Source organism: Segatella copri (assembly GCF_009495355.1).
In the GTDB taxonomy this organism is placed as follows: domain Bacteria; phylum Bacteroidota; class Bacteroidia; order Bacteroidales; family Bacteroidaceae; genus Prevotella.
This window is the reverse complement of the sequence record NZ_VZAD01000072.1, coordinates 17,540-38,387: the sequence shown is the minus strand read 5'-3', so window position 1 is coordinate 38,387 and position 20,848 is coordinate 17,540. Positions and strand designations below refer to the sequence as shown.

Genomic DNA, 20,848 nt, shown 5'->3' with positions numbered 1-20,848 from the left:
ATGAAAGATTACGATTTAGAATTAAAGCAAGTTCTTTGGGTTGAAGACGACCCTGTGGTCATAGAGCAGTACCCATTAAAGGCAGAGAACTTCGATTTACAATTGGTGGCTTATCCTTGTTGGGATGAGGCAAAAGTTGCATTAGAAAATGACTTTGATCGTTGGTCTGCTATTATTCTTGATGCAAAATGCAAATACCATCGTGACAGCGAGGACAATGCCGTAAGATTTCTTGGCAGAGCGTTGAATGACATCGCCCTCATTTGTGAAAAGAGAGGGCGTGTTATTCCATGGTATGTCTTGACTGGCGGTGATGCAGAAGAGATATCTGACTCCATTAACGATGATCGTATGAAATGGGATGCTGATTGGACGAATAGTACTCACAAAGAATACTATTCTAAGAATGTTGATAACGAAATGTTGTATCGACGTATCAAAATTCATGCAAGAAAATCCCCTCGAATCCAAATACAACAAATGTATAAAGAGGTATTTGATGCAATTGAAGAATGTGATATTGATGATATCGGTTATAATGCCCTTGAAGATTTGCTTGTCCCAATTCATTTTCCTGACACTATAGAATCAAAGGATTATAATGACAAGTTCGAGAAAGCTCGTGAAGTACTTGAATATATTTTCCGTTCTATGTCCGCTCATGGCTTATTACCAGATTGGGGTAAACAAGTTAATTTTGCTTGGTCTAGTTGCATCCTTAGTGGAATGAAAGCAACAAATTCTAAAGACATTGTCGTATATGAAAGTAAAAAGCGCATTCTCCCAGTAGCAATGACAAAGACTATAAAAGCGATAGTCAATATCGTACCTCCTTTCTGTCATTCAGAGAATGGAACAGAATCAGATATTAGCAAGAAAGAATATATGGAACGAGTGCAATCATCTACCTTCTTGCTAAAAAGTTTTACTCTTCAGCTATGCGATTTAATTCTATTCTATCGTAGCTACATTCGTGAGCATCCTGATAAAGAAAGAAATCGTTCGGAATGGTATAAGATATAAATGCTAATTACTATAAATTTAGGGCGATATGACAGATTTCATCATATTGCCCTAAATTATTTTTGTTGTGAAGAAAGACCACACAGCAACGTCGTAATTTTGCTTCGAGAAACAAAAGAACGACGATATGAGAAAGAACAATTCAAACCTCGACTTGCAGAATGCAGAACAGCAGAAAGCATTTGAACTTGTAGCAAACACCAACACCAGTCTTTTCATCACAGGAAAAGCGGGGACAGGAAAAACTACATTCATCAAGCGTATCTTGGAAGAAATAGACAAGAAATTCTTAGTCTTGGCTCCAACAGGTATTGCTGCAATTGCTGTCGGTGGACAAACTATGCATTCTTTCTTTGGCTTTCCTATGCAAGCTATAGGTCCACATACCAAGATGGTGCTCTCTTATGAGAATAAATGCATTCTCGAAGAAATAGATACGATTATCGTGGATGAGGTTTCCATGGTAAGGAGCGACATGGTGGATGGCATGGATAGATGTCTTCGTTTGGTGTTTAAAACCAATATGCCTTTTGGTGGCAAACAAGTTGTCTTTGTAGGTGATTTATTTCAGTTGCCTCCTATCTTGAAGGAAAATAGTGCAGATGCAGAAATGCTCCATGATCTTTACGGAGCAGGGACTCCTTTCTTCTATAAAGCATTTGTTTTGAAGAGAATGAATCTGCCTAAGATTGAGTTTCAAAAGGTTTATCGTCAAAAAGATGAGAAGTTTCTTGATATTTTGGACAAGTTGCGTATTGGTGAGGTGAAATCTGAAGACTTGGAACTACTGAACCAACATGTCGGCAAGGAATATGATAGTCAAGACTTCTCCATAACCTTGACTGCTTTCAATAAAATGGCAGAAAAGATAAATGAACAAAAACTGGAATCCATTCAGGCAGAGGTGTTCTCCTATCAGGCTAAAATTCAAGATGAATTTAAGAAGCAAGATGCACCTGTACCGGAGATCCTTAGATTGAAAGTGGGTGCGCAAGTTATATTCTGTCGCAACAATGTAGGGTGTGGCTATATGAATGGAACCATCGGTAAGGTTTCAGAACTCAATGATGACAAGATTCTGGTCACATTAGAGAGTGGTCGAGTTATAGACGTTAATAAGGTTAGCTGGGATAACGTCAAAAGCAAATATAATCGTACTACTCATCAGATGGAAACCAAAGTCGTAGGAACGTTTACCCAATTTCCTCTTAAATTGGCTTGGGCTATTACGATCCATCGGTCGCAAGGAATGACCTTCGACAAAATGCACTTCGACTTATCCCATGGAACCTTTCTTCCTGGGCAGGCATATGTAGCCATCAGTCGTTTGCGTTCCTTGGATGGTTTGACTCTCAGCAACCCGATTTGTCCATATCATGTTTCTCAAAATCAAGAAGTGAGAGCTTTTGCCAATTCTTTTAATGATGTTGACATGATAGATGATGAAATAGAAGCAGGAAAAGCCATTTATCAATATCTCAATGCGAAAGATTATGATATGGCTTCTAAAACTTGCTTGCGGTTGGTATTGAGTAAGATTCGCAAGAATGATTATCGTAACGCTGCACTTATGGCAAAAAGGATGTTTGATATTATGTTGGATGACAAATGCCTTTTGGGGAGGACTAAAAAGATCGAGCTCTTGAAAGATTGCAGTATGACAGCTAACTTTCTCAATGCAGTTATCTGTCTTTATGGCAAACGTTACGAAGAAGCAATAGGCTATGCGGATATGGTTCTTGGAAGAAAACAGTGTCTTGAAGCTATGTTTGTCAAGGGACGTGCTCTTTATGAACTCAAGAGATTTGATGAGGCATACGATACAACATTCCAAATCGTTAGTATATCTCAAGAAAGTGAAGAAAAGAAAGCTATCGACAAGAAGTTGCTTCTTTTTGAGGCAAAAGTCAATGAGCATGTTGGCAACAAGGTGGCTCCATTTTGTAAAGAGCTCCTTTCGCTTTGTCCTGAGTATCCGTATGCTTACATAATGATGAGAAAAGAAATTCATGCTTTGGACATTGAGCTTGATTTTGAAAAAAATGAAAAGCATACTGAATTGCTCGAAGCATTTAATGACAAACGGATTTCTCATAACGAGTTCTTGAAGATATTCTCTAAATGTAAGGATGAGAGTTGCTTCCGAAAGCTTCGCCGTGCTCTTGTAAAATTAGAGCAATGACTTGAAAATAGCCATTCGTGTTTGGAAGTCGCATTATGCGACTTTGAACGAAGGAAAATTCTTCCCCTTCTGTATCATTGCTCCTGAGAGGGCACTTTTGTGCCATAAGTAGGCATTTTTATAGCACCAGTATTTATAAAAATAGCATCAGTATTTATAAAAATGGATTACGCAAAAACCCTTCACCCTTCATCTATTTGCCATTTTCAGATTTCGACTGATAGACAGAGTTTGCCCATGCTTCTATTTAAGGCCATTATTTGCCTTCTATTATGACCAGTCCGAGGCTTCTATTATGACCGGTTCGGGGCGTCTATTATGACCATATGAAGGGTGATGAAGGGTTATTTAGCCCCCTTCAATGCTTGAAACCCCGATAAACCCTGGGGATTCCAAACGATAGATGAAGGGTGAAGGGTTTTGTGCTAATTCTATTTCAAAAAAGCAAAATGTCGATAGCAGGATACTTCTCGCTTTGTTCCTCCAGAATCAACTTGATGGATTAAGGTCGCAATTCGCGACCTTATAACTAATAGTGTAATACCCTTTTCGAAAGAAAAACGGAAAAGTAATAAATTTCTTCCTAAACATTTGGAAGTAACTAATATTTTTCTTATTTTTGCAGCATGGAAGAAGAAAATATACGGCAGGGCTTATGTTGAAGTTTAATGAAGAAAAACTGTCTAAGTTGAGAACATTTGATGATGTTTTGCAAGAAAAATATGGCGAGCCTAATAGCGAGGCTCGTAAAGATTTTGATGCCAGGGCCAAGGCTTGGTATTATGCAGAGTTGTTAAAAGACGAGCGTAAGAAACAGAAGATGACGCAGAAGGCTCTTGCTGAGAAAATCGGCAAGAAGAGAGAGTATGTCTCTGCTCTGGAAAAGGGTCAAACAGATATGCAACTCTCCACTTTCTTGAGAATAGCAAATGCTTTAGGGCTGCAATTCTCGCTGGTAGTCGGATAAATGCATCGCCATAGTCAAGATAAGGGAGATGACAACGATGAACCAAGCGACTTTAGATTTTATTCGCCAGCATCAGGACGACGACGTTCGACAGCTGGCTTTCCTCGGAAGCAAGAATCCTGAGGTCAATATGCCTTTTGCTCTCGACCAGATACGTGGTCGACAGATGGCTCGTATCAAGTTGCCTCGCTGGGCCAGCATCGACGGCATCATTTATCCACCTCACATCTCGATGGAGCAATGCTCGTCAGAGCAGACTGCTCTTTATAAAGCCGAATTGGCTGCACGATTATTGGGAGTTTCTTCTCTTTCTTCTTTTCAAGGAGAAACCATGTCTCAGGGCGTTGATTCTAAAATTTGCGAATTTGCAACCAAGAGTACAGTTGATTCAGAATTCGCTCAAAATGAAGGCACTTGTGAAAAGCAACAGATATTAACAGAAACAGGTGGTTGTGTTAACAAAACCAAAGGCGATGCTTGCTCAGGAGATTCTGTTGCAGAAATTGAGTTTGTTGACCTTACTGGAGGTTTTGGAGTCGACTTCTCTTATATGGCAGCCCGATTGGGCGCTAAGTCGATGTATGTAGAACGGCAAAAGCATCTTTGTGAAGCGGCGAAGGAGAATTTTGAACGATTGGGATTAAAGCATGTCGTCGTGAAGAATGGAGATGGAGTAGAGGTGCTTCATGCGATTCCGAATCATTCTGGTCTTCGGGTAATCTATATTGATCCAGCCCGTCGTGATGATGCCGGCAACAAGGTGGTAAGTCTTCAAGACTGCACCCCCGATGTAACCAGGCTTCAAGAGGAAATGCTCCAGAAAGCCGATTTTGTAGTCATCAAACTGTCTCCGATGCTCGACTGGCATCGTGCTGTAAGTGAATTAAGGTGTGTGAGAGAGGTTCATGTTGTTTCTGTGAACAATGAGTGCAAGGAGCTCTTGTTGGTGCTCTCAGCGCGAAATATGGACGAAAACAGTCGCCTTCGCATTTGTTGTGTCAACGATACTCAGTCGTTTGTCTGCGATGATGCCGAAATGGCTTCTTCTGTAACCCGCATAGCAGCAGCCGACTTAGATTCGGCTCAATATCTCTATGAGCCGAATGCCTCGCTGATGAAAGCAGGCTGTTTCGGAGTTCTTTCCGAGCGTTATTCTGTCTCGATGCTCTCCAAGAACAGTCACCTTTTCGTGAGCCAGTTTTCTGTAGCCGATTTTCCAGGCCGTTCCTTCCGTATCCGTGCCGTTTCTTCCTTCAACAAGAAAGAACTCAAGCGCCATTTGCAAGGCATTGTGAAGGCCAATATTGCCACCCGCAACTTTCCTCTCTCTGTAGCAGAATTGCGCAAGCGACTGAAGTTGAAGGATGGAGGCGAAACCTATATCTTCGCCACTACCTTGTCTGACGACAGTCATGTGCTGCTGATAACGGATAAAATTTTAGAAAATGCATGAAAAGTTAGGAAATTCTTTCTGAATGTTTGGAATTTATCCTTAATTTTCTTAATTTTGCAGAAGACATGAAGCCGATACAAATAACAAACTGAACCCAGCGAAAGTTGAGTAACAAAAAAATAAGCTACTATTTATGAACAAATTAAAAACAATCTTTTTATTGCTCGCGTTTATCTTGGCGATGAACATGAGTGGTGTACAAAACATCAAAGCGGAGAACTATCCTTATAAGAGCGACTATCTTTGGCTCACTGTGCCCGACCATGCCGACTGGCTCTATCAGACCGGCGAGAATGCCAAGGTGGAGGTGAGTTTCTGCAAGTATGGCATTCCCCGTGATGGCGAACTGAAATATTCCATAGGCAACGACATGCTCCAGCCCGACAAGCATGGAAGCGTGAAGCTGAAGAATGGACGTGCTGTCATCAATATGGGAACGAAGAAGACTCCAGGATTCCGCGACATGAAACTATCTGTCAGTCTCGACGGAAAGACCTATGAGCATCATATCAAGGTGGGATTCTCGGTCGACAAGATAAAACCCTATACGCAGGAGCCCCAGGATTTCAGAAGCTTCTGGCAGAAGAACGTGGAGGAGCTGAAACAGGTGCCTATGTCTTATACCAAGGAGTTGTACAAGGACTATTGTACCGACAAGATAGACTGTTATCTCGTCAAACTCCAGATCGACAAAATGGGCCATTCCATGTATGGCTTCCTGTTCTATCCCAAGAATGCCCAGCCAGGCAAGCATCCCGTAGTGCTCTGTCCTCCAGGAGCAGGCATCAAGACCATCAAGGATCCTATGCGCAACAAGTATTATGCCGAGAATGGCTTTGTTCGATTTGAGGTGGAGATTCATGGCCTCGACCCACGCATTTCGTCAGAGACTTTTGGCGAGATCAGTCGTGCTTTCAACGACCGTAATGGCGGTTATTTGGCCAATGGTTTGGAGAACAAGGACATTTATTATATGAAGCATGTCTATGTAGGCTTGGTTCGTTGTATCGATTTCCTGACTTCGCTTCCCGAGTGGGATGGCAAGAATGTTGCTGTGCAGGGCGGCAGTCAGGGCGGAGCCTTGGCCATTATCGCAGCAGGACTCGACAGTCGTGTCACCCAATGTGTAGCCAATCATCCTGCCCTTAGCGACATGGCGGGTTATGCGGCTAAGGGCGGAACGGGCGGTTATCCACACTTCTGCCGTCAGCCTCAGATATTGAGCAATAAGGACTGTCTCAACACCCTGGCTTACTTCGATGTAGTCAATTTTGCCCGTTACGTCAAGGCTCCTACTTATCTTACATGGGGCTACAACGATGTGACCTGTCCTCCAACAACCAGCTATGCTGTCTGGAACACGCTGAAATGTACTAAGGAGAGTCTGCTTACCCCGATCAACGAGCATTGGACGACAACAGAAACCAACCGCGGACAGATGGAGTGGATAAAAGCACATCTTCTGAAATAAGCAGCTAAGCAAAATTGGCTGAAAATGACGGAACTGTCCTATTTGCGAAAACTCAGTAATCTGACAGGCGAAATCAGTTGATAAAACCAATATTGAGGCAAAATAAATCACCAATATACTTGTCAACCTCATAAAAAACTGCAAAAAAAATAGCAATATTTGGCTGTTTGACCAAATATTGCTATTTTTGCATGCTTTAAAGTAACAAACTAGTTTGAGATAATGTCATTAATAGAGATTCGAAAGGTCGAAAACAAGAAGGACTTGAAGACGTTCATCGACTTCCATTACGACCTATACGAGGGCAATCCGTATGATGCGCCCAATCTTTTCAGCGACGACATGAACACACTTAGCAAAGATCGCAATGCCGCTTTCGAGTTTTGCGAGGCAGAGTATTTCCTTGCTTATAAAGAGGGCAAGGTAGTGGGACGTGTCGCTGCTATTATCAACCATAAGGCCAATAAGCGTTGGGACCGTAAGTCCGTGCGCTTCGGGTGGATTGATTTCATCGACGACCGTGAGGTTTCCAAGGCTCTCTTCGATGCTGTAGAGAAATATGGCAAGGAGAAGGGAATGGAAGATATTGTAGGTCCGCTTGGTTTTACGGATATGGATCCAGAAGGTATGCTTACCTGGGGCTTTGACCAGCTCGGCACCATGCCTACCATCTACAATTATTCATATTATCCGGAGCACGTAGAGGCTTTGGAGGGTTTTACCGTAGATAATAAGTACGTAGAGTATAAGCTGATAGTGCCAGATACCATCCCGGAGAAATATTCCAAGATAGCGGCGATGATAGAGAAAAGATACAATCTCCATGTCCGCAAACTTACCCGTAAGGATATTTATCAGGGCGGATACGGGCAGAAGATTTTCGACCTCATCAATAATACATACAAGCATCTCTATGGCTATTCTGAACTCTCGCAGAAGCAGATAGACCAGTATATCAAGATGTATTTAGCTTTGCTCGATCTGAACTTTGTGACTGCCATCGAAGATTGGACTACAGAGGATCATAAGATGATAGGAATCGGTATTACGATGCCTTCTCTTACCAAAGCCTTGCAGAAATGCCATAGGGGCAGACTGTTTCCTTTCGGTTGGTGGCATCTGCTGCGTGCCATCAAGTTCCATAAGACCAAGATCGTTGACCTCCTGCTCATCGGTATCCAGCCGGAATACCGTGCCAAGGGTGCCAATGCGCTGCTTTTTGCCGACCTGATTCCTATCTATCAGAAGTATGGAATCGAGTGGGGAGAAACACAGGTGGAAATGGAAGACAATGTTGCTGTGCAGGGACAATGGGGCGTCTTAGACCCAATCCTTCATAAGCGCCGCAACTGTTATATTAAGAAAATCAAGTAAATAGCAACTGTTCGTATAAAATAAAATCAGAATTACAAGGAGGAATTTATGCCTGAAGATAAAAACTTGAATGAAAAGGGTGCTGCTGAAGAACTGGCAAATACCCCTCAGGAGCAACCTGTAGAATATACAGATGACAATATCCGCCACTTGAGCGATATGGAGCATGTACGTACCCGTCCAGGTATGTACATCGGACGTTTGGGCGATGGCAATCTGCCCGAAGACGGCATCTATGTGCTCTTGAAAGAGGTGGTGGACAACTCCATCGACGAGTTCAAGATGGGCGCCGGAGCGCGACTCGAAATCGACATCGAGGACAATCTTCGTGTCAGCGTGCGCGATTATGGCCGAGGCATTCCGCAGGGCAAGCTTGTCGAAGCTGTCAGCGTGCTCAATACTGGTGGCAAGTACGACAGCAAGGCCTTCAAGAAGAGTGTGGGCCTGAATGGTGTGGGTGTGAAGGCGGTCAATGCCCTCAGCTCTCATTTCGAGGTGAAGTCTTTCCGCGAGGGAAAGGTGCGCCATCTTGTCTTCGAACGGGGCATTCTGAAAAGCGACAAGACCTCAAAGACCGAGGATGAGAACGGAACCTACATCTTTTTCGAGCCCGACAACACTCTCTTCAAGAACTACAGCTTCCACGATGATATCGTGGAGACGATGCTTCGCAACTACACCTATCTCAATACGGGCCTTACCATCATGCACAATGGTCGTCGCATCCTGAGTCGCCACGGTTTGCAGGATCTTCTTACCGACAACATGACCAATGACGGTCTCTACGACATCATCCACATGAAGGGCGAGGACATCGAGGTGGCTTTCACCCACACCAACCAGTATGGCGAGGAGTACTATTCCTTTGTCAACGGTCAGCACACCACGCAGGGCGGAACTCATCAGAGCGCCTTCAAGGAGCACATTGCCAAGACCATCAAGGAATTCTTCGGTAAGTACGAGTATGGCGACATTCGCAACGGCCTGGTGGCAGCTATAGCCATCAATGTCGAGGAACCCGTCTTCGAGAGTCAGACGAAGATCAAGCTCGGCAGTACCACGATGACTCCCAATGGCGGCGAGACCATCAACAAGTATGTGGGCGATTTTCTGAAGAAAGAGGTGGACAACTATCTGCACATCCATAAAGACGTGGCCGAGGTGCTGGAGAGCAAGATCAAGGAGAGTGAGCGCGAGCGAAAGGCGATGGCTGGCGTCACCAAGCTGGCGCGCGAGCGTGCCAAGAAGGCCAATCTGCACAACCGCAAGTTGCGCGACTGCCGCATCCATTTCAGCGACGCCAAGAACGAACGCAAGGAGGAAAGCTCCATCTTCATTACAGAGGGCGATTCTGCCAGCGGAAGCATCACCAAGAGCCGCGACGTGAACACCCAGGCTGTGTTCTCCCTTCGCGGTAAGCCGCTCAACAGCTTTGGTCTTACCAAGAAAGTGGTGTACGAGAACGAGGAGTTCAATCTTCTCCAGGCAGCCCTCGACATAGAGGACGGTCTCGACTCGCTGCGTTACAACAAGGTTGTCGTGGCTACCGATGCCGATGTCGACGGAATGCACATCCGTCTGCTTATCATCACCTTCTTCCTGCAGTTCTTCCCCGACCTCATCAAGAAAGGCCATGTCTACGTGCTGCAGACGCCTTTGTTCCGTGTGCGCAACAAGCGAACCAAGATAAAGAACAAGCAGGCCATAGCCGATGCCGACGCCAAGTTGGGGCCGAAGGAGAAGAAGAGCGACTTCATCACGCACTATTGCTATAGCGACGAGGAGCGCCAGCAGTCCATCCGCGACTTGGGACCTGATCCTGAAATCACCCGATTCAAGGGTCTCGGCGAGATTTCTCCCGAAGAGTTTGCCCATTTCATCGGTCCTGACATGCGACTGGAACAAGTCACTCTGCACAAAACCGACCAGGTGCAGAAACTCTTAGAGTACTACATGGGCAAGAACACCATGGAGCGCCAGAACTTCATTATCGACAACTTGGTGATCGAGGAAGATATTCCAGATGAAGACTCTGATCCGCTGGATTAGAATTGATAGTCACGGGTTAACAAAAAGGCACGGATTTAATTTTTGGCTTGGATTACACGGATTACACGGAGGCTTGCGCCCTTGTATTCTTTTAGAAAAAAAAGTGTAAACCGTGTAATCCGTGCCTAAATTTATTCCAAGGGGTAAATATTATCCCTGTGCCTGAAAATAATAAAATATGAATTTATGAAGAAATATCTATTGTTTGCACTGATAGCATTCCTGGCAGTAACTTCTGCCAGTGCCCAGATGCGCATCAGAATGGGCAAGAACAGCCCGATAGAGAAGTTGGGCAGGGCAGAGATAGCCATTGCCAATCTCTATGTCGACAGCGTCGACGAGAACAAGCTTGTCGAGGACGCCATTCGTGGCATGTTGGAGAAGCTCGATCCTCATTCCTCTTACACCACAGCCAAGGAGACACAGGCGATGAATGAGTCGCTCAACGGCTCTTTTGATGGCATCGGTGTGCAGTTTAACATGGTCGACGACTCACTCCTCGTCATTCAGCCCGTTGTCAACGGGCCTTCCGAGAAAGTGGGCATCATAGCCGGCGACCGCATTGTGGCAGTCAACGACACAGCCATCGCAGGCGTCAAGATGAGCAAGGAAGAAATCATGAAGCGCCTTCGCGGACCCAAGGGAACCATAGTCAACCTCACTGTTGTGCGCCGTGGCATCAAGGACAAGCTTTCCTTCCGTGTCAAGCGCGACAAGATACCAGTCACCACGATGGATGCAGCCTATATGATTCGCCCCGGAATCGGATACATCCGTCTGGGCAGCTTCGGAATGACCAGCCACAAGGAGGTTTCTGTCGCTATGGACTCGCTCAAGAAGAAAGGCATGAAAGACCTCATCTTCGACCTTCAGGACAATGGTGGAGGCTATCTTCAGACGGCAGCCAAGATAGCCAACGAGTTTTTGGAGAAAGGCGACCTCATCGTCTACACCAATGGCCGTACAGCGCCTCGACAGGAGTTCCGTGCTGAGGCCAACGGACGCTGGCGCAAGGGCAAGCTCGTGGTTCTCACCAACGAGTTCTCGGCTTCGGCAGCCGAGATCGTGTCGGGTGCCATACAAGACCAGGACCGAGGCGTTGTCGTAGGTCGTCGCACTTTTGGCAAGGGATTGGTGCAGCGCCCTCTTACCTTTGAGGATGGAAGCGAGATACGTCTCACCATAGCCCATTACTATACGCCGAGCGGCCGATGCATCCAGAAGCCTTACAAGAAGGGCGAGCGCGAGGATTATGCCATGGATCTCGACAACCGCTACAAGCACGGCGAGTTCACCAACCAGGACAGCATCCATCTGTCCGACTCTCTGAAGTATTACACCCTGCGCAAGCATCGTGTGGTTTATGGCGGCGGAGGTATCATGCCCGATTATTTCGTGCCTCTCGATACGACCAAGTACACCAAGATGCATCGCTTGCTTACAGCCAAGAGCATCGTCATCAACCACAGCCTGAAGTTCATCGACGCCCATCGCCAAGAGCTGAAGAGCCAGTACAAGGATTTTGGTAAGTTCCTGGCAAGCTATGAGGTTCCTCAGAGCCTTGTAGAGGAAATCATCGCCGATGGCAAGAAAGAGAAAATTGAGCCCCGTGACGCCGCCGAATTGGCTCAGACGAGGAAATACCTGTCCATACAGCTCAAAGCCCTTGTAGCGCGAGATATTTGGGATATGAGCCAGTATTTCCAAGTTTGGAACGAAACCAACGAGATTGTGATGCGTGCCGTGCAGTTGCTTACGCATGGCAAATAGCAGATATGAAATCGGCTCTTTCTTCACAAAAGATGAGGAAAGAGCCGATTTTTTTATGGGGTGTTTATTGGATAGTTCAGTTATTAACCTTTTCCGTGCATCTTATCCCATTTCAGATAGATGCCAGCCAGGATGGTGCCCGAAATACTGTGCCATGCACAGCTGATGGCGCAGGGCAGTACGGCAAGAGGCTGGGCGGCAAAGAAGTTTCCGGCCAGGACGGTGGCAAGACCGGCGTTCTGCATTCCCACCTCGATGCTGATGGTGCGCTTCTTGGCTGTGTTGAAGCCTGCCAGCTTACCGGCCAGCCAGCCGAGGCAATAGCCCAGGGTGTTGTGGCAGAAGACGACGGCAAAGGTCCAGAGGAAGAGCATCATGCCGCGTGCCACAAGGTCGTCGTGAACGGTAGAGATAACGCCGCCCACGATAAACGCCAGGCAGGTGACGCTGATGCCGGGCATCAGGCTCTGAATGGTGGGGAAACACTCCCTCTTGCCGTAAATGTAGTTGAGTGTGCAGCCGATGGCTACAGGGATGATGGTTACGAGCAGAATGCCCTGGAACATGCCGATGGCGTCGATATGGATGATTTCGCCAGCTGTAATCTTCATCAGCAGCGGCGTCATGACAGGAGCGAGGATGGTGGAGGCACAGGTCATTCCCACCGAGAAAGCCACGTCGCCATGACAGAGATAGCTCATGATGTTGCTCGACACACCGCCAGGACAACAGCCCACGAGCAGAATGCCGAGGGCAAGGGCAGGGTCGAGGTGCCATACGTGGACAAGGAGGTAGGCCACGCCCGGCATGATGATGAACTGGGCGCAGGCACCGATGAAGACATCAAGGGGGCGTTGCGCCAAAATCTTGAAATCGTTGGTGGTGAGAGTCAGTCCCATGGTGAGCATGATGATGCCGAGAATGACGGTCTGGGTGATTCCGCGTACCCAGTCGAAGGTATGTGGGAAGAAGAATGTGAATACAGCTACTCCTATCACGAAGATGGAGGTGTAATTGGCCAGCAAACGGCTGAGCGCCTGAAATAAATGTAACATAACCTATATATTTTTAGAATGTTTGTCGCCCTCTTATATACGTTCTGTTCGGAATGTGGGTGCAAAAGTAGTGATTATATTTGTTGTGAGCAAAGGTTTTTGTCGATTTTTTCGTGAATTCCTTTTTATTTCTGATACAATTGTGTAACTTTGCACAAAATATAAGATATTACGGAATGAACGAAGATTTTGACATAAGAAATGAGTCGGTTTCGCCTGCCGAAAAGGAATTCGAGAAGGCGCTGCGACCCTTGAAGTTCTCTGACTTCAGCGGACAGAAGGGCGTGGTGGACAACCTGCAGGTGTTTGTCGAGGCTGCCAAGTATCGCGGCGAACCGCTCGATCATACATTGCTGCACGGTCCACCAGGACTGGGCAAGACGACGCTGAGCAACATCATCGCCAACGAGCTGGGCGTGGGACTGAAGATTACATCGGGTCCTGTGCTCGACAAGCCGGGCGATCTGGCAGGCATTCTTACCTCGCTGGAACCCAACGACGTGCTCTTCATCGACGAGATTCACCGTCTGTCGCCCGTAGTGGAAGAATATCTCTACTCGGCCATGGAGGACTATCGCATCGACATCATGATCGACAAGGGTCCGTCGGCTCGCAGCATTCAGATCGACCTCAATCCCTTTACCCTTGTAGGAGCCACTACCCGCAGCGGTTCGCTCACAGCGCCTCTGCGTGCCCGTTTCGGCATCAACCTGCACTTGGAGTACTACAATCCGCCAACATTGCAAAAGATCGTGAAGCGCAGCGCCATGCTCCTGAAAGTGCCTATCGAGGAAGAGGCTGCGGCTGAGATTTCGCGCCGCTCACGCGGTACGCCCCGTATCGCCAACTCGCTGTTGCGCCGTGTGCGTGACTTCGCCCAGGTGAAAGGCAACGGCACCATTACCTACGACATTGCTGAGTCCTCGCTCCGTGCGCTCAACATCGACCAGTATGGTCTGGACGAGATAGACAACAAGATTCTCACCACCATTATCGACAAGTTTCATGGCGGACCGGTGGGCGTGGGAACGATTGCCACAGCCATCGGCGAGGATGCCGGAACCATCGAGGAGGTGTACGAGCCTTACCTCATCATGGAGGGATTCATCAAGCGAACCTCGCGCGGCCGCATGGCCACTAAGCTTGCCTACGACCATCTGGGCCGCAATCCCTATGGCAGCAACATCATGCAGGGAGACTTGTTTGAGTGAAGAATTTGATAGAAGAACTTTAACTACATGAAGATAGGAATATTTACGGGAACTTTCGACCCATTTACAATCGGGCATCAAAATATAGCAGAACGTGCGCTCCCCATGTTTGATAAATTGGTGATAGCTGTAGCGATGAGTAAGCTCAAACATGCCACGGAAGAGATTTCTCAGCGTGTGGAGAGCATCAAGAAGGTGTTTCCTCAGGAGTGTACAGAGCTGATAGATGTGCAAGATGCTTCGAAGGGTTATCGCATGGAGGTAGTAGCCTACGACGACCTTACCATCGACCTGGCGCATCGTCTTGGAGCCAAGTTTCTGGTGAGAGGCGTGAGGAGCGCAAAAGACTTTGAGTACGAGCGTGAGCAGGCCGACATCAACAAGCAGTTGGGTGGTGTGGAGACCATTCTCCTTTTCTCCGATCCCCGCTACAGCAGCATCAGTTCTACGCTCGTCAGGGAGTTGAGATTCTTCGGAAGAGAAGTGGATGAATTTCTTCCTAAAAAGTGAAGAGTGAAGAACGAAGAGTGAAGAATTCAAGAACTTTAAAAGATAATAAAAAATATATAGTATATAAATGGAGAATAGGAACGAAAAGGTGTTGTCTTAACTCCTTTTACTCCTTAACTCCTTAACTCCATAAGAAGTATGATAACATATAGTGTAGAAGGCGTGAAAATGCCTAAAATCAAGAAGCGCGAAACCAGCGCATGGATTCGCAAAGTGGCTGCTTCGCACGGACGCAAAGTGGGTGAGGTGGGCTACATGTTTGTAGACGACGAGAAGATTCTCGAGGTCAACAACGAGTATTTGGGCCATGATTATTACACCGATGTCATCACCTTCGATTACGATGAGGGCGATGTCATCAACGGCGATATTGTCATCTCGCTCGATACTGTGCGCACCAATGCCGAGCAGTTCGGCAAGACCTACGACGACGAGTTGCATCGTGTCATCATTCACGGCATCCTGCACCTGTGCGGCATCAACGACAAGGGTCCGGGCGAGCGCGAGATTATGGAGGAGAACGAGAACAAGGCTCTCGCCATGCTCGAAGGTGCTTCGATATTGAAGTAAAGACGTCTTTTGTGTGGAATTGGCAGGAAAGCAATCATGCAGCATTCTCTGTACTGCTATGTGCTCTCCAGCCAATCCTGACACTTAAAAATCACCCCATTATTTACCCCTTTTCGACTAATCTACCTTTCATTATCTTCCACTTAAATCGAAAGGCTGTTTTTGCGTAAACAGCTTGTTTATAGAAGGTTGCGGTCTTGCATTATGTACACGAATCCACTATTTTACTAAGTGAAATAGCTTTTATTTGATTTTTTGGCTATCTTTGCAGAAGATTAGCTGCACTCGGCAAAAAATAATAACAATATAACTTATGAAACATTTAGCATTATCCTGCGTGTTGTCGCTGACAACCGTTTTCTCAGTTCAGGCGCAGCAGATGCCCATCTATTTGGACGACACCAAGCCCGTAGAGCAACGCATCGAGGACGCCCTCTCCCGCATGACCTTGCAGGAGAAAATAAGAGTTATTCACGCCCAGAGCAAGTTTTCATCGGCTGGAGTTCCACGATTGGGATTTCCTGACTTCTGGACTGACGATGGTCCACATGGTGTGCGCCCCGACGTGCTGTGGGACGAGTGGGAGCAGGCAGGACAAACCAACGACTCTTGCGTAGCCTTTCCAGCTCTTACCTGTCTTGCTGCCACCTGGAATCCACAGATGAGTCGTATCTATGGCGAAGCCTTGGGCGAAGAAGCACTTTATCGTGGCAAGGATATGATATTAGGACCAGGAGTCAACATCTATCGTACACCTCTCAATGGTCGCAACTTCGAGTATATGGGCGAAGACCCCTTCCTCGCCTCCATCATGGTAGTTCCCTACGTACAGGGACTGCAGTCGAAGGGCGTATCATCGTGCGTGAAGCACTATTGTCTGAACAACGATGAGGAATATCGCCATCAGGTGAACGTGAAGGTGAGCGACCGTGCCCTGCACGAAATCTATCTGCCTGCCTTCAAGACTGCCGTTGAGCAAGGCAAGGCATGGGCCATCATGGGCGCATACAACCTGTATCGCAACGAGCACAACTGCCATAACCAGTACACCCTGAACAAGATACTGAAGAACGACTGGAAGTTTGATGGTGTGGTAGTAAGTGATTGGGGTGGCGCTCACGACACCGATCAAGCCGTGAAGAATGGACTTGATATGGAGTTTGGCTCTTGGACGAATGGATTGAGCTGGGGCGCCTCCAACGCCTACGACAGCTATTATCTCGCCCGTCCCTATCTGAAGGCCATACAGGAAGGCAAATACACCACACGTGAGCTCGACGAGAAGGTGCGTCGCGTGCTGCGACTCTTCTATCGCACCACGATGAACCGCCATCGCCCTCACGGCTTCCTCTGTTCCGACGAACATTACGCCACAGCCCGACAGATAGCCGAGGAAGGCATCGTGCTGTTGCAGAACCGCAACCGTGTGCTGCCCATCAACACCCAGAAGGTGCGCCATGTGCTCGTGGTGGGCGAGAACGCCATCAAGATGATGACCGTGGGCGGAGGCAGCTCCTCGCTCAAGGTACAGCGGGAGATTTCCCCTCTACAGGGCCTGCAGGCACGACTGGCCAAAGACGGCGTGGAGGTTGACTTTGCCCGAGGCTATGTGGGCGATGTGACTGGCGCTTACAATGGCGTCACCACAGGTCAGAACCTGGAAGACAAGCGCAGCGAGGCAGAACTCATCGCTGAGGCTGTAGAGAAGGCGAAAGCGGCCGACTGTGTCATCCTCTTCGGCGGACTCAATAAGAGCGACTATCAGGACTGCGAGGGCCACGATCGACAGCAGTATGAGTTGCCCTATGCGCAGGACAAGCTTATCACAGCTCTGGCTGCTGCCAACAAGAACTTCGTCTATGTCAACATCTCGGGCAACGCTGTGGCCATGCCTTGGCGCGACAAGGTTCCCGCCATCGTGCAGGGCTGGTATTTAGGCTCTGAGGCGGGCGAGGCTTTGGCTTCTGTCCTCACGGGCGACGCCAACCCATCTGGCAAGCTGCCCTTCACCTGGGTGAAGTCTTTGCAGAATGTGGGCGCCCATGCCCTCAACACCTATCCCGGAACCTGGCGAAAGGAGGGTGGATCCAAGACCGAGGGCAACATCATCGACGAGGAATACAAAGAAGGCATCTATGTGGGCTATCGCTGGGCCGACCGCAAGAAGCAGCGTCCTGTGTTCGCCTTCGGACACGGTTTGAGCTACACCCAGTTCGCCATCAGCAATCTGCGTGCCGATAAGGCATCGATGACAGCAGCCGACTCCATCACCTTCACCGTACAGGTAAAGAACATCGGTCAGCGTGCCGGATCTGAGACCGTACAGCTCTATGTGCACGATGCCAAGGCCTCGGTCGACCGTCCGCTCAAGGAGCTGAAAGGCTTCTGCAAAGTGAGTCTGAAGCCTGGCGAGAGCAAGGACGTCAGCATCACCCTTGGCAAGGACGCCCTCAGCTTCTACGACGAGACTACAGCAAGCTGGAAGGCTGAGCCAGGACTGTTTGCGGCCTGGGTAGGCAATGCTTCCGACAATTTGAAGCTTAAGAAAACCTTTGAGCTGAAGTAAATGTCTTAGTTTCTCCTAAGAATAATCCATGTAAATTATCAGAATTATATCTTAAACCCTAAATTATCAGCATGAAAAAAGAATTATTGTTATCATCATTCATTCTTTTGGGGGCAGCTTTTCCTTTAATGGGGATAGCTGCCTCTCCATCAGCATCATGGAAGACGGTGCAAGTAAAACAGAAAGCTAAGCGTCAGTCTAAGAAAGCTGTTGACAGCAAGAAGATTCTTCCCATGAAGGAATATATCGACCAATTGATGGCCAAGATGACGCTTCAAGAGAAGATAGGTCAGCTCAACCTCATGGTGGCAGGCGATATTACTACAGGAAATGCTATGGACACTCAGGTGGCAGGCGATATTACGGCTGGAAGAATGGGAGGCGTGTTCAACATCAAGGGCTTCGACAAGATCAAAGCCCTGCAGGACGTGGCCATCCGCAAGAGCCGACTCGGTATTCCGCTCCTCGTGGGCATGGACGTCATACACGGCTACGAAACCATCTTCCCCATACCGCTCGCCCTCTCCTGCTCGTGGAACGAGGAAGCTCTGAGACAGGTGGGCGCAGTGTCGGCACGCGAGGCAAGTGCTGATGGCATCAACTGGACTTTCTCGCCAATGGTCGACGTGGCTCTCGATGCCCGCTGGGGACGCATCAGCGAAGGCTTCGGCGAGGACCCATACCTCAGTGGTGTCTTGGGAGCAGCCATGACTCGCGGCTATCAGCAGGCTGACATGAGCCGTGTGACCATCGTCCCCAAAGACCACATCATGGCTTGCCTCAAGCATTTCGCACTCTATGGAGCTGTCGAGGCAGGCAAAGAGTACAATACCACCGACATGAGCAGAGTGCGCATGTACAACCAGTTTCTGCCTCCCTATAAGGCTGTGGTCGACGCTGGTGTGGGAAGCGTCATGTCTTCGTTCAATCTTATCGACTATGTGCCAGCCACCGCCAGTCACTGGATGATGACCGATGTGCTGCGCAAGCAGTGGAACTTCCAGGGATTCGTAGTCACCGACTATGGTTCTATCGGAGAGATACTACAGCATGGTACCGCCAGCGACCTCAAGGAAGCGTCTGAACAGTCGCTCCTTGCTGGAACAGATATGGACATGTGCTCGCAAGGCTTCGTGCGATACCTGGAGCAGAGCGTTAAGGAAGGAAAGGTGAGCGAAGCTGATATTGACACCGCTTGCCGACGCATCTTAGAGGCTAAATACAAGTTGGGACTCTTTGCCGACCCTTATCGCTACTGTGACAGCAAACGCCAGAAGACGGACATCTTTACAGCCAGTCATCGCAAGGCTGCACGTGACATAGCTGCCGAAACCTTTGTACTTCTCAAGAACGACCAACAGCTTTTACCACTCAGCAAGAAGGGAAAGATAGCTCTCATCGGACCGCTTGCCGACACGCGCAACAATATGAGTGGTACTTGGAGCGTTGCAGCTACTCACGACCGCTATTCCTCACTCAAAGAGAGTATGGAGAAGGCTCTTGCAGGAAAAGCCACTTTGCTTTATGCTCAAGGTTGCAATGTGGTGTACGACGAGCAAGAACAGAAAGATGGTGAGTTTGGCAAGACTATAACTCGTGGGGATGATGCTAAGCTGAAGGCTGAGGCTTTGCAGATAGCACGCCAAGCTGATGTTATCGTTTGTGCCATGGGCGAGACTGCCGATATGAGTGGTGAATGTGCCAGTCGTACCGACTTGCGTATGCCCGACACACAGCGCGACTTGCTCGAAAAACTTGCCCAATTAGGTAAGCCCATCGTGCTACTCAATTTCTCTGGTCGTCCTACCGTGCTTACTTGGGAGAAAAATCATATCCCTGCCATCATGAATGTATGGTTTGGCGGTTCTGAGGCTGCCGATGCCATCTGTGATGTGGTTTTTGGCGACAAAGTGCCCAGTGGCAAGCTTACCACCTCTTTGCCCAAGGCTACAGGTCAGGAACCTCTTTATTACAATCACCAAAATACAGGACGTCCTGTACCCGATGACAATCCTCGATTTGCCAAATATGCCAGCAACTTCCTGGATGTACGCAACGGTGCTCTCTATCCCTTCGGCTACGGCTTGAGCTATACCACCTTTGAGTATGGTTCATTGCAGTTGAGTTCCCATAAAGCGAGTGTAGCCTCTGCCGACAGCGATACGTGGAACGACCATGCCGACATCACTGCCACCATTCGTGTTACGAACACAGGTCGTTGTGCAGCCGATGAAATCGTACAGCTTTACATTCGAGATAAAGTGGCAAGCATTTCCCGTCCTGTTAAAGAGTTGAAAGGCTTTCAGCGCATTCATCTTGCTGCAGGCGAGAGTAAGGAGGTAATTTTCCACATAACTCCTGATATGCTGAAGTTCTATAATGCCAACCTACAGTATGTTCTCGAATCTGGCGATTTCGACGTCATGGTAGGCCCTAATAGTAGAGAAACGAAGAATGTTATGTTCACAGTAGAATAAAGCCTTTGAGCGCTTCGTATAAGCGCTAAAGAGAATCCCCTGAAAGGAAGCCTTAGCATATAGGCAACCTTTCAGGCGATTTTTATGATTGTATTCAGAAGTTATTTTGTGAAGTCATGGAAGTTGTCATTCCTTTCTGTCACTAAGAACTCAAAGCAATAGCATCACTG

At 47.8% G+C, this 20,848-nt stretch carries 14 protein-coding genes; 13 read left to right on the top strand and 1 reads right to left on the bottom strand.

Going from position 1 to position 20,848, the window contains the following annotated elements:
- From F7D20_RS09505 to F7D20_RS09470, 8 genes are all read left to right on the top strand, one after another.
- Window positions 1–1,023 (top strand): hypothetical protein, encoded by a 1,023-nt coding sequence (locus F7D20_RS09505; RefSeq protein ID WP_158463837.1) that lies wholly within the window; start codon window positions 1–3, stop codon window positions 1,021–1,023.
- A 127-nt stretch (window positions 1,024–1,150) separates the two neighbouring features.
- Window positions 1,151–3,205 (top strand): ATP-dependent DNA helicase, encoded by a 2,055-nt coding sequence (locus F7D20_RS09500; protein WP_158463836.1) that lies wholly within the window; start codon window positions 1,151–1,153, stop codon window positions 3,203–3,205.
- A 655-nt stretch (window positions 3,206–3,860) separates the two neighbouring features.
- Window positions 3,861–4,172: a helix-turn-helix domain-containing protein gene (locus F7D20_RS09495; protein WP_158463835.1), complete on the top strand. Its 312-nt coding sequence runs from the start codon at window positions 3,861–3,863 to the stop codon at window positions 4,170–4,172.
- Window positions 4,173–4,200: 28 nt separating this feature from the next.
- Window positions 4,201–5,625 (top strand): class I SAM-dependent methyltransferase, encoded by a 1,425-nt coding sequence (locus tag F7D20_RS09490; protein WP_158463834.1) that lies wholly within the window; start codon window positions 4,201–4,203, stop codon window positions 5,623–5,625.
- Between the two features lie 181 nt (window positions 5,626–5,806).
- Window positions 5,807–7,096 (top strand): acetylxylan esterase, encoded by a 1,290-nt coding sequence (locus tag F7D20_RS09485; protein WP_228114166.1) that lies wholly within the window; start codon window positions 5,807–5,809, stop codon window positions 7,094–7,096.
- Between the two features lie 222 nt (window positions 7,097–7,318).
- A complete protein-coding gene (locus F7D20_RS09480) occupies window positions 7,319–8,470 on the top strand; it encodes a hypothetical protein (protein ID WP_022253273.1) in 1,152 nt (383 codons plus the stop codon).
- Between the two features lie 48 nt (window positions 8,471–8,518).
- Window positions 8,519–10,519, top strand: coding sequence for a DNA topoisomerase IV subunit B (locus F7D20_RS09475; RefSeq protein WP_022253274.1), 2,001 nt, complete (start codon window positions 8,519–8,521; stop codon window positions 10,517–10,519).
- A 186-nt stretch (window positions 10,520–10,705) separates the two neighbouring features.
- Window positions 10,706–12,289 carry a S41 family peptidase gene (locus F7D20_RS09470; RefSeq protein ID WP_158463832.1) on the top strand — a complete coding sequence of 528 codons (1,584 nt, stop codon included), beginning with the start codon at window positions 10,706–10,708 and terminating at the stop codon, window positions 12,287–12,289.
- Window positions 12,290–12,372: 83 nt separating this feature from the next.
- On the opposite strand, the gene F7D20_RS09465 is transcribed toward F7D20_RS09470, so the two are convergent.
- On the bottom strand, window positions 12,373–13,344 hold the full coding sequence (locus F7D20_RS09465) for a bile acid:sodium symporter family protein (protein ID WP_158463831.1): 972 nt from the start codon (window positions 13,342–13,344) through the stop codon (window positions 12,373–12,375).
- A 176-nt stretch (window positions 13,345–13,520) separates the two neighbouring features.
- Between F7D20_RS09465 and ruvB the strand changes: the two genes are divergently transcribed.
- The 5 genes from ruvB (at window position 13,521) to bglX (ending at window position 20,678) form a co-directional block, all read left to right on the top strand.
- Window positions 13,521–14,555 (top strand): Holliday junction branch migration DNA helicase RuvB, encoded by a 1,035-nt coding sequence (gene ruvB / locus F7D20_RS09460; protein WP_158463830.1) that lies wholly within the window; start codon window positions 13,521–13,523, stop codon window positions 14,553–14,555.
- Between the two features lie 27 nt (window positions 14,556–14,582).
- On the top strand, window positions 14,583–15,065 hold the full coding sequence (gene coaD / locus F7D20_RS09455; protein ID WP_158463829.1) for a pantetheine-phosphate adenylyltransferase: 483 nt from the start codon (window positions 14,583–14,585) through the stop codon (window positions 15,063–15,065).
- A 138-nt stretch (window positions 15,066–15,203) separates the two neighbouring features.
- On the top strand, window positions 15,204–15,635 hold the full coding sequence (ybeY, locus tag F7D20_RS09450) for an rRNA maturation RNase YbeY (protein ID WP_158463828.1): 432 nt from the start codon (window positions 15,204–15,206) through the stop codon (window positions 15,633–15,635).
- A gap of 313 nt (window positions 15,636–15,948) precedes the next feature.
- On the top strand, window positions 15,949–18,201 hold the full coding sequence (locus F7D20_RS09445; protein ID WP_158463827.1) for a beta-glucosidase: 2,253 nt from the start codon (window positions 15,949–15,951) through the stop codon (window positions 18,199–18,201).
- 71 nt (window positions 18,202–18,272) lie between these two features.
- The gene (gene bglX / locus F7D20_RS09440) at window positions 18,273–20,678 is read left to right on the top strand and encodes a beta-glucosidase BglX (RefSeq protein ID WP_158463826.1); all 2,406 of its coding nucleotides are present in this window, start codon (window positions 18,273–18,275) and stop codon (window positions 20,676–20,678) included.
- Window positions 20,679–20,848 lie beyond the last annotated feature (170 nt).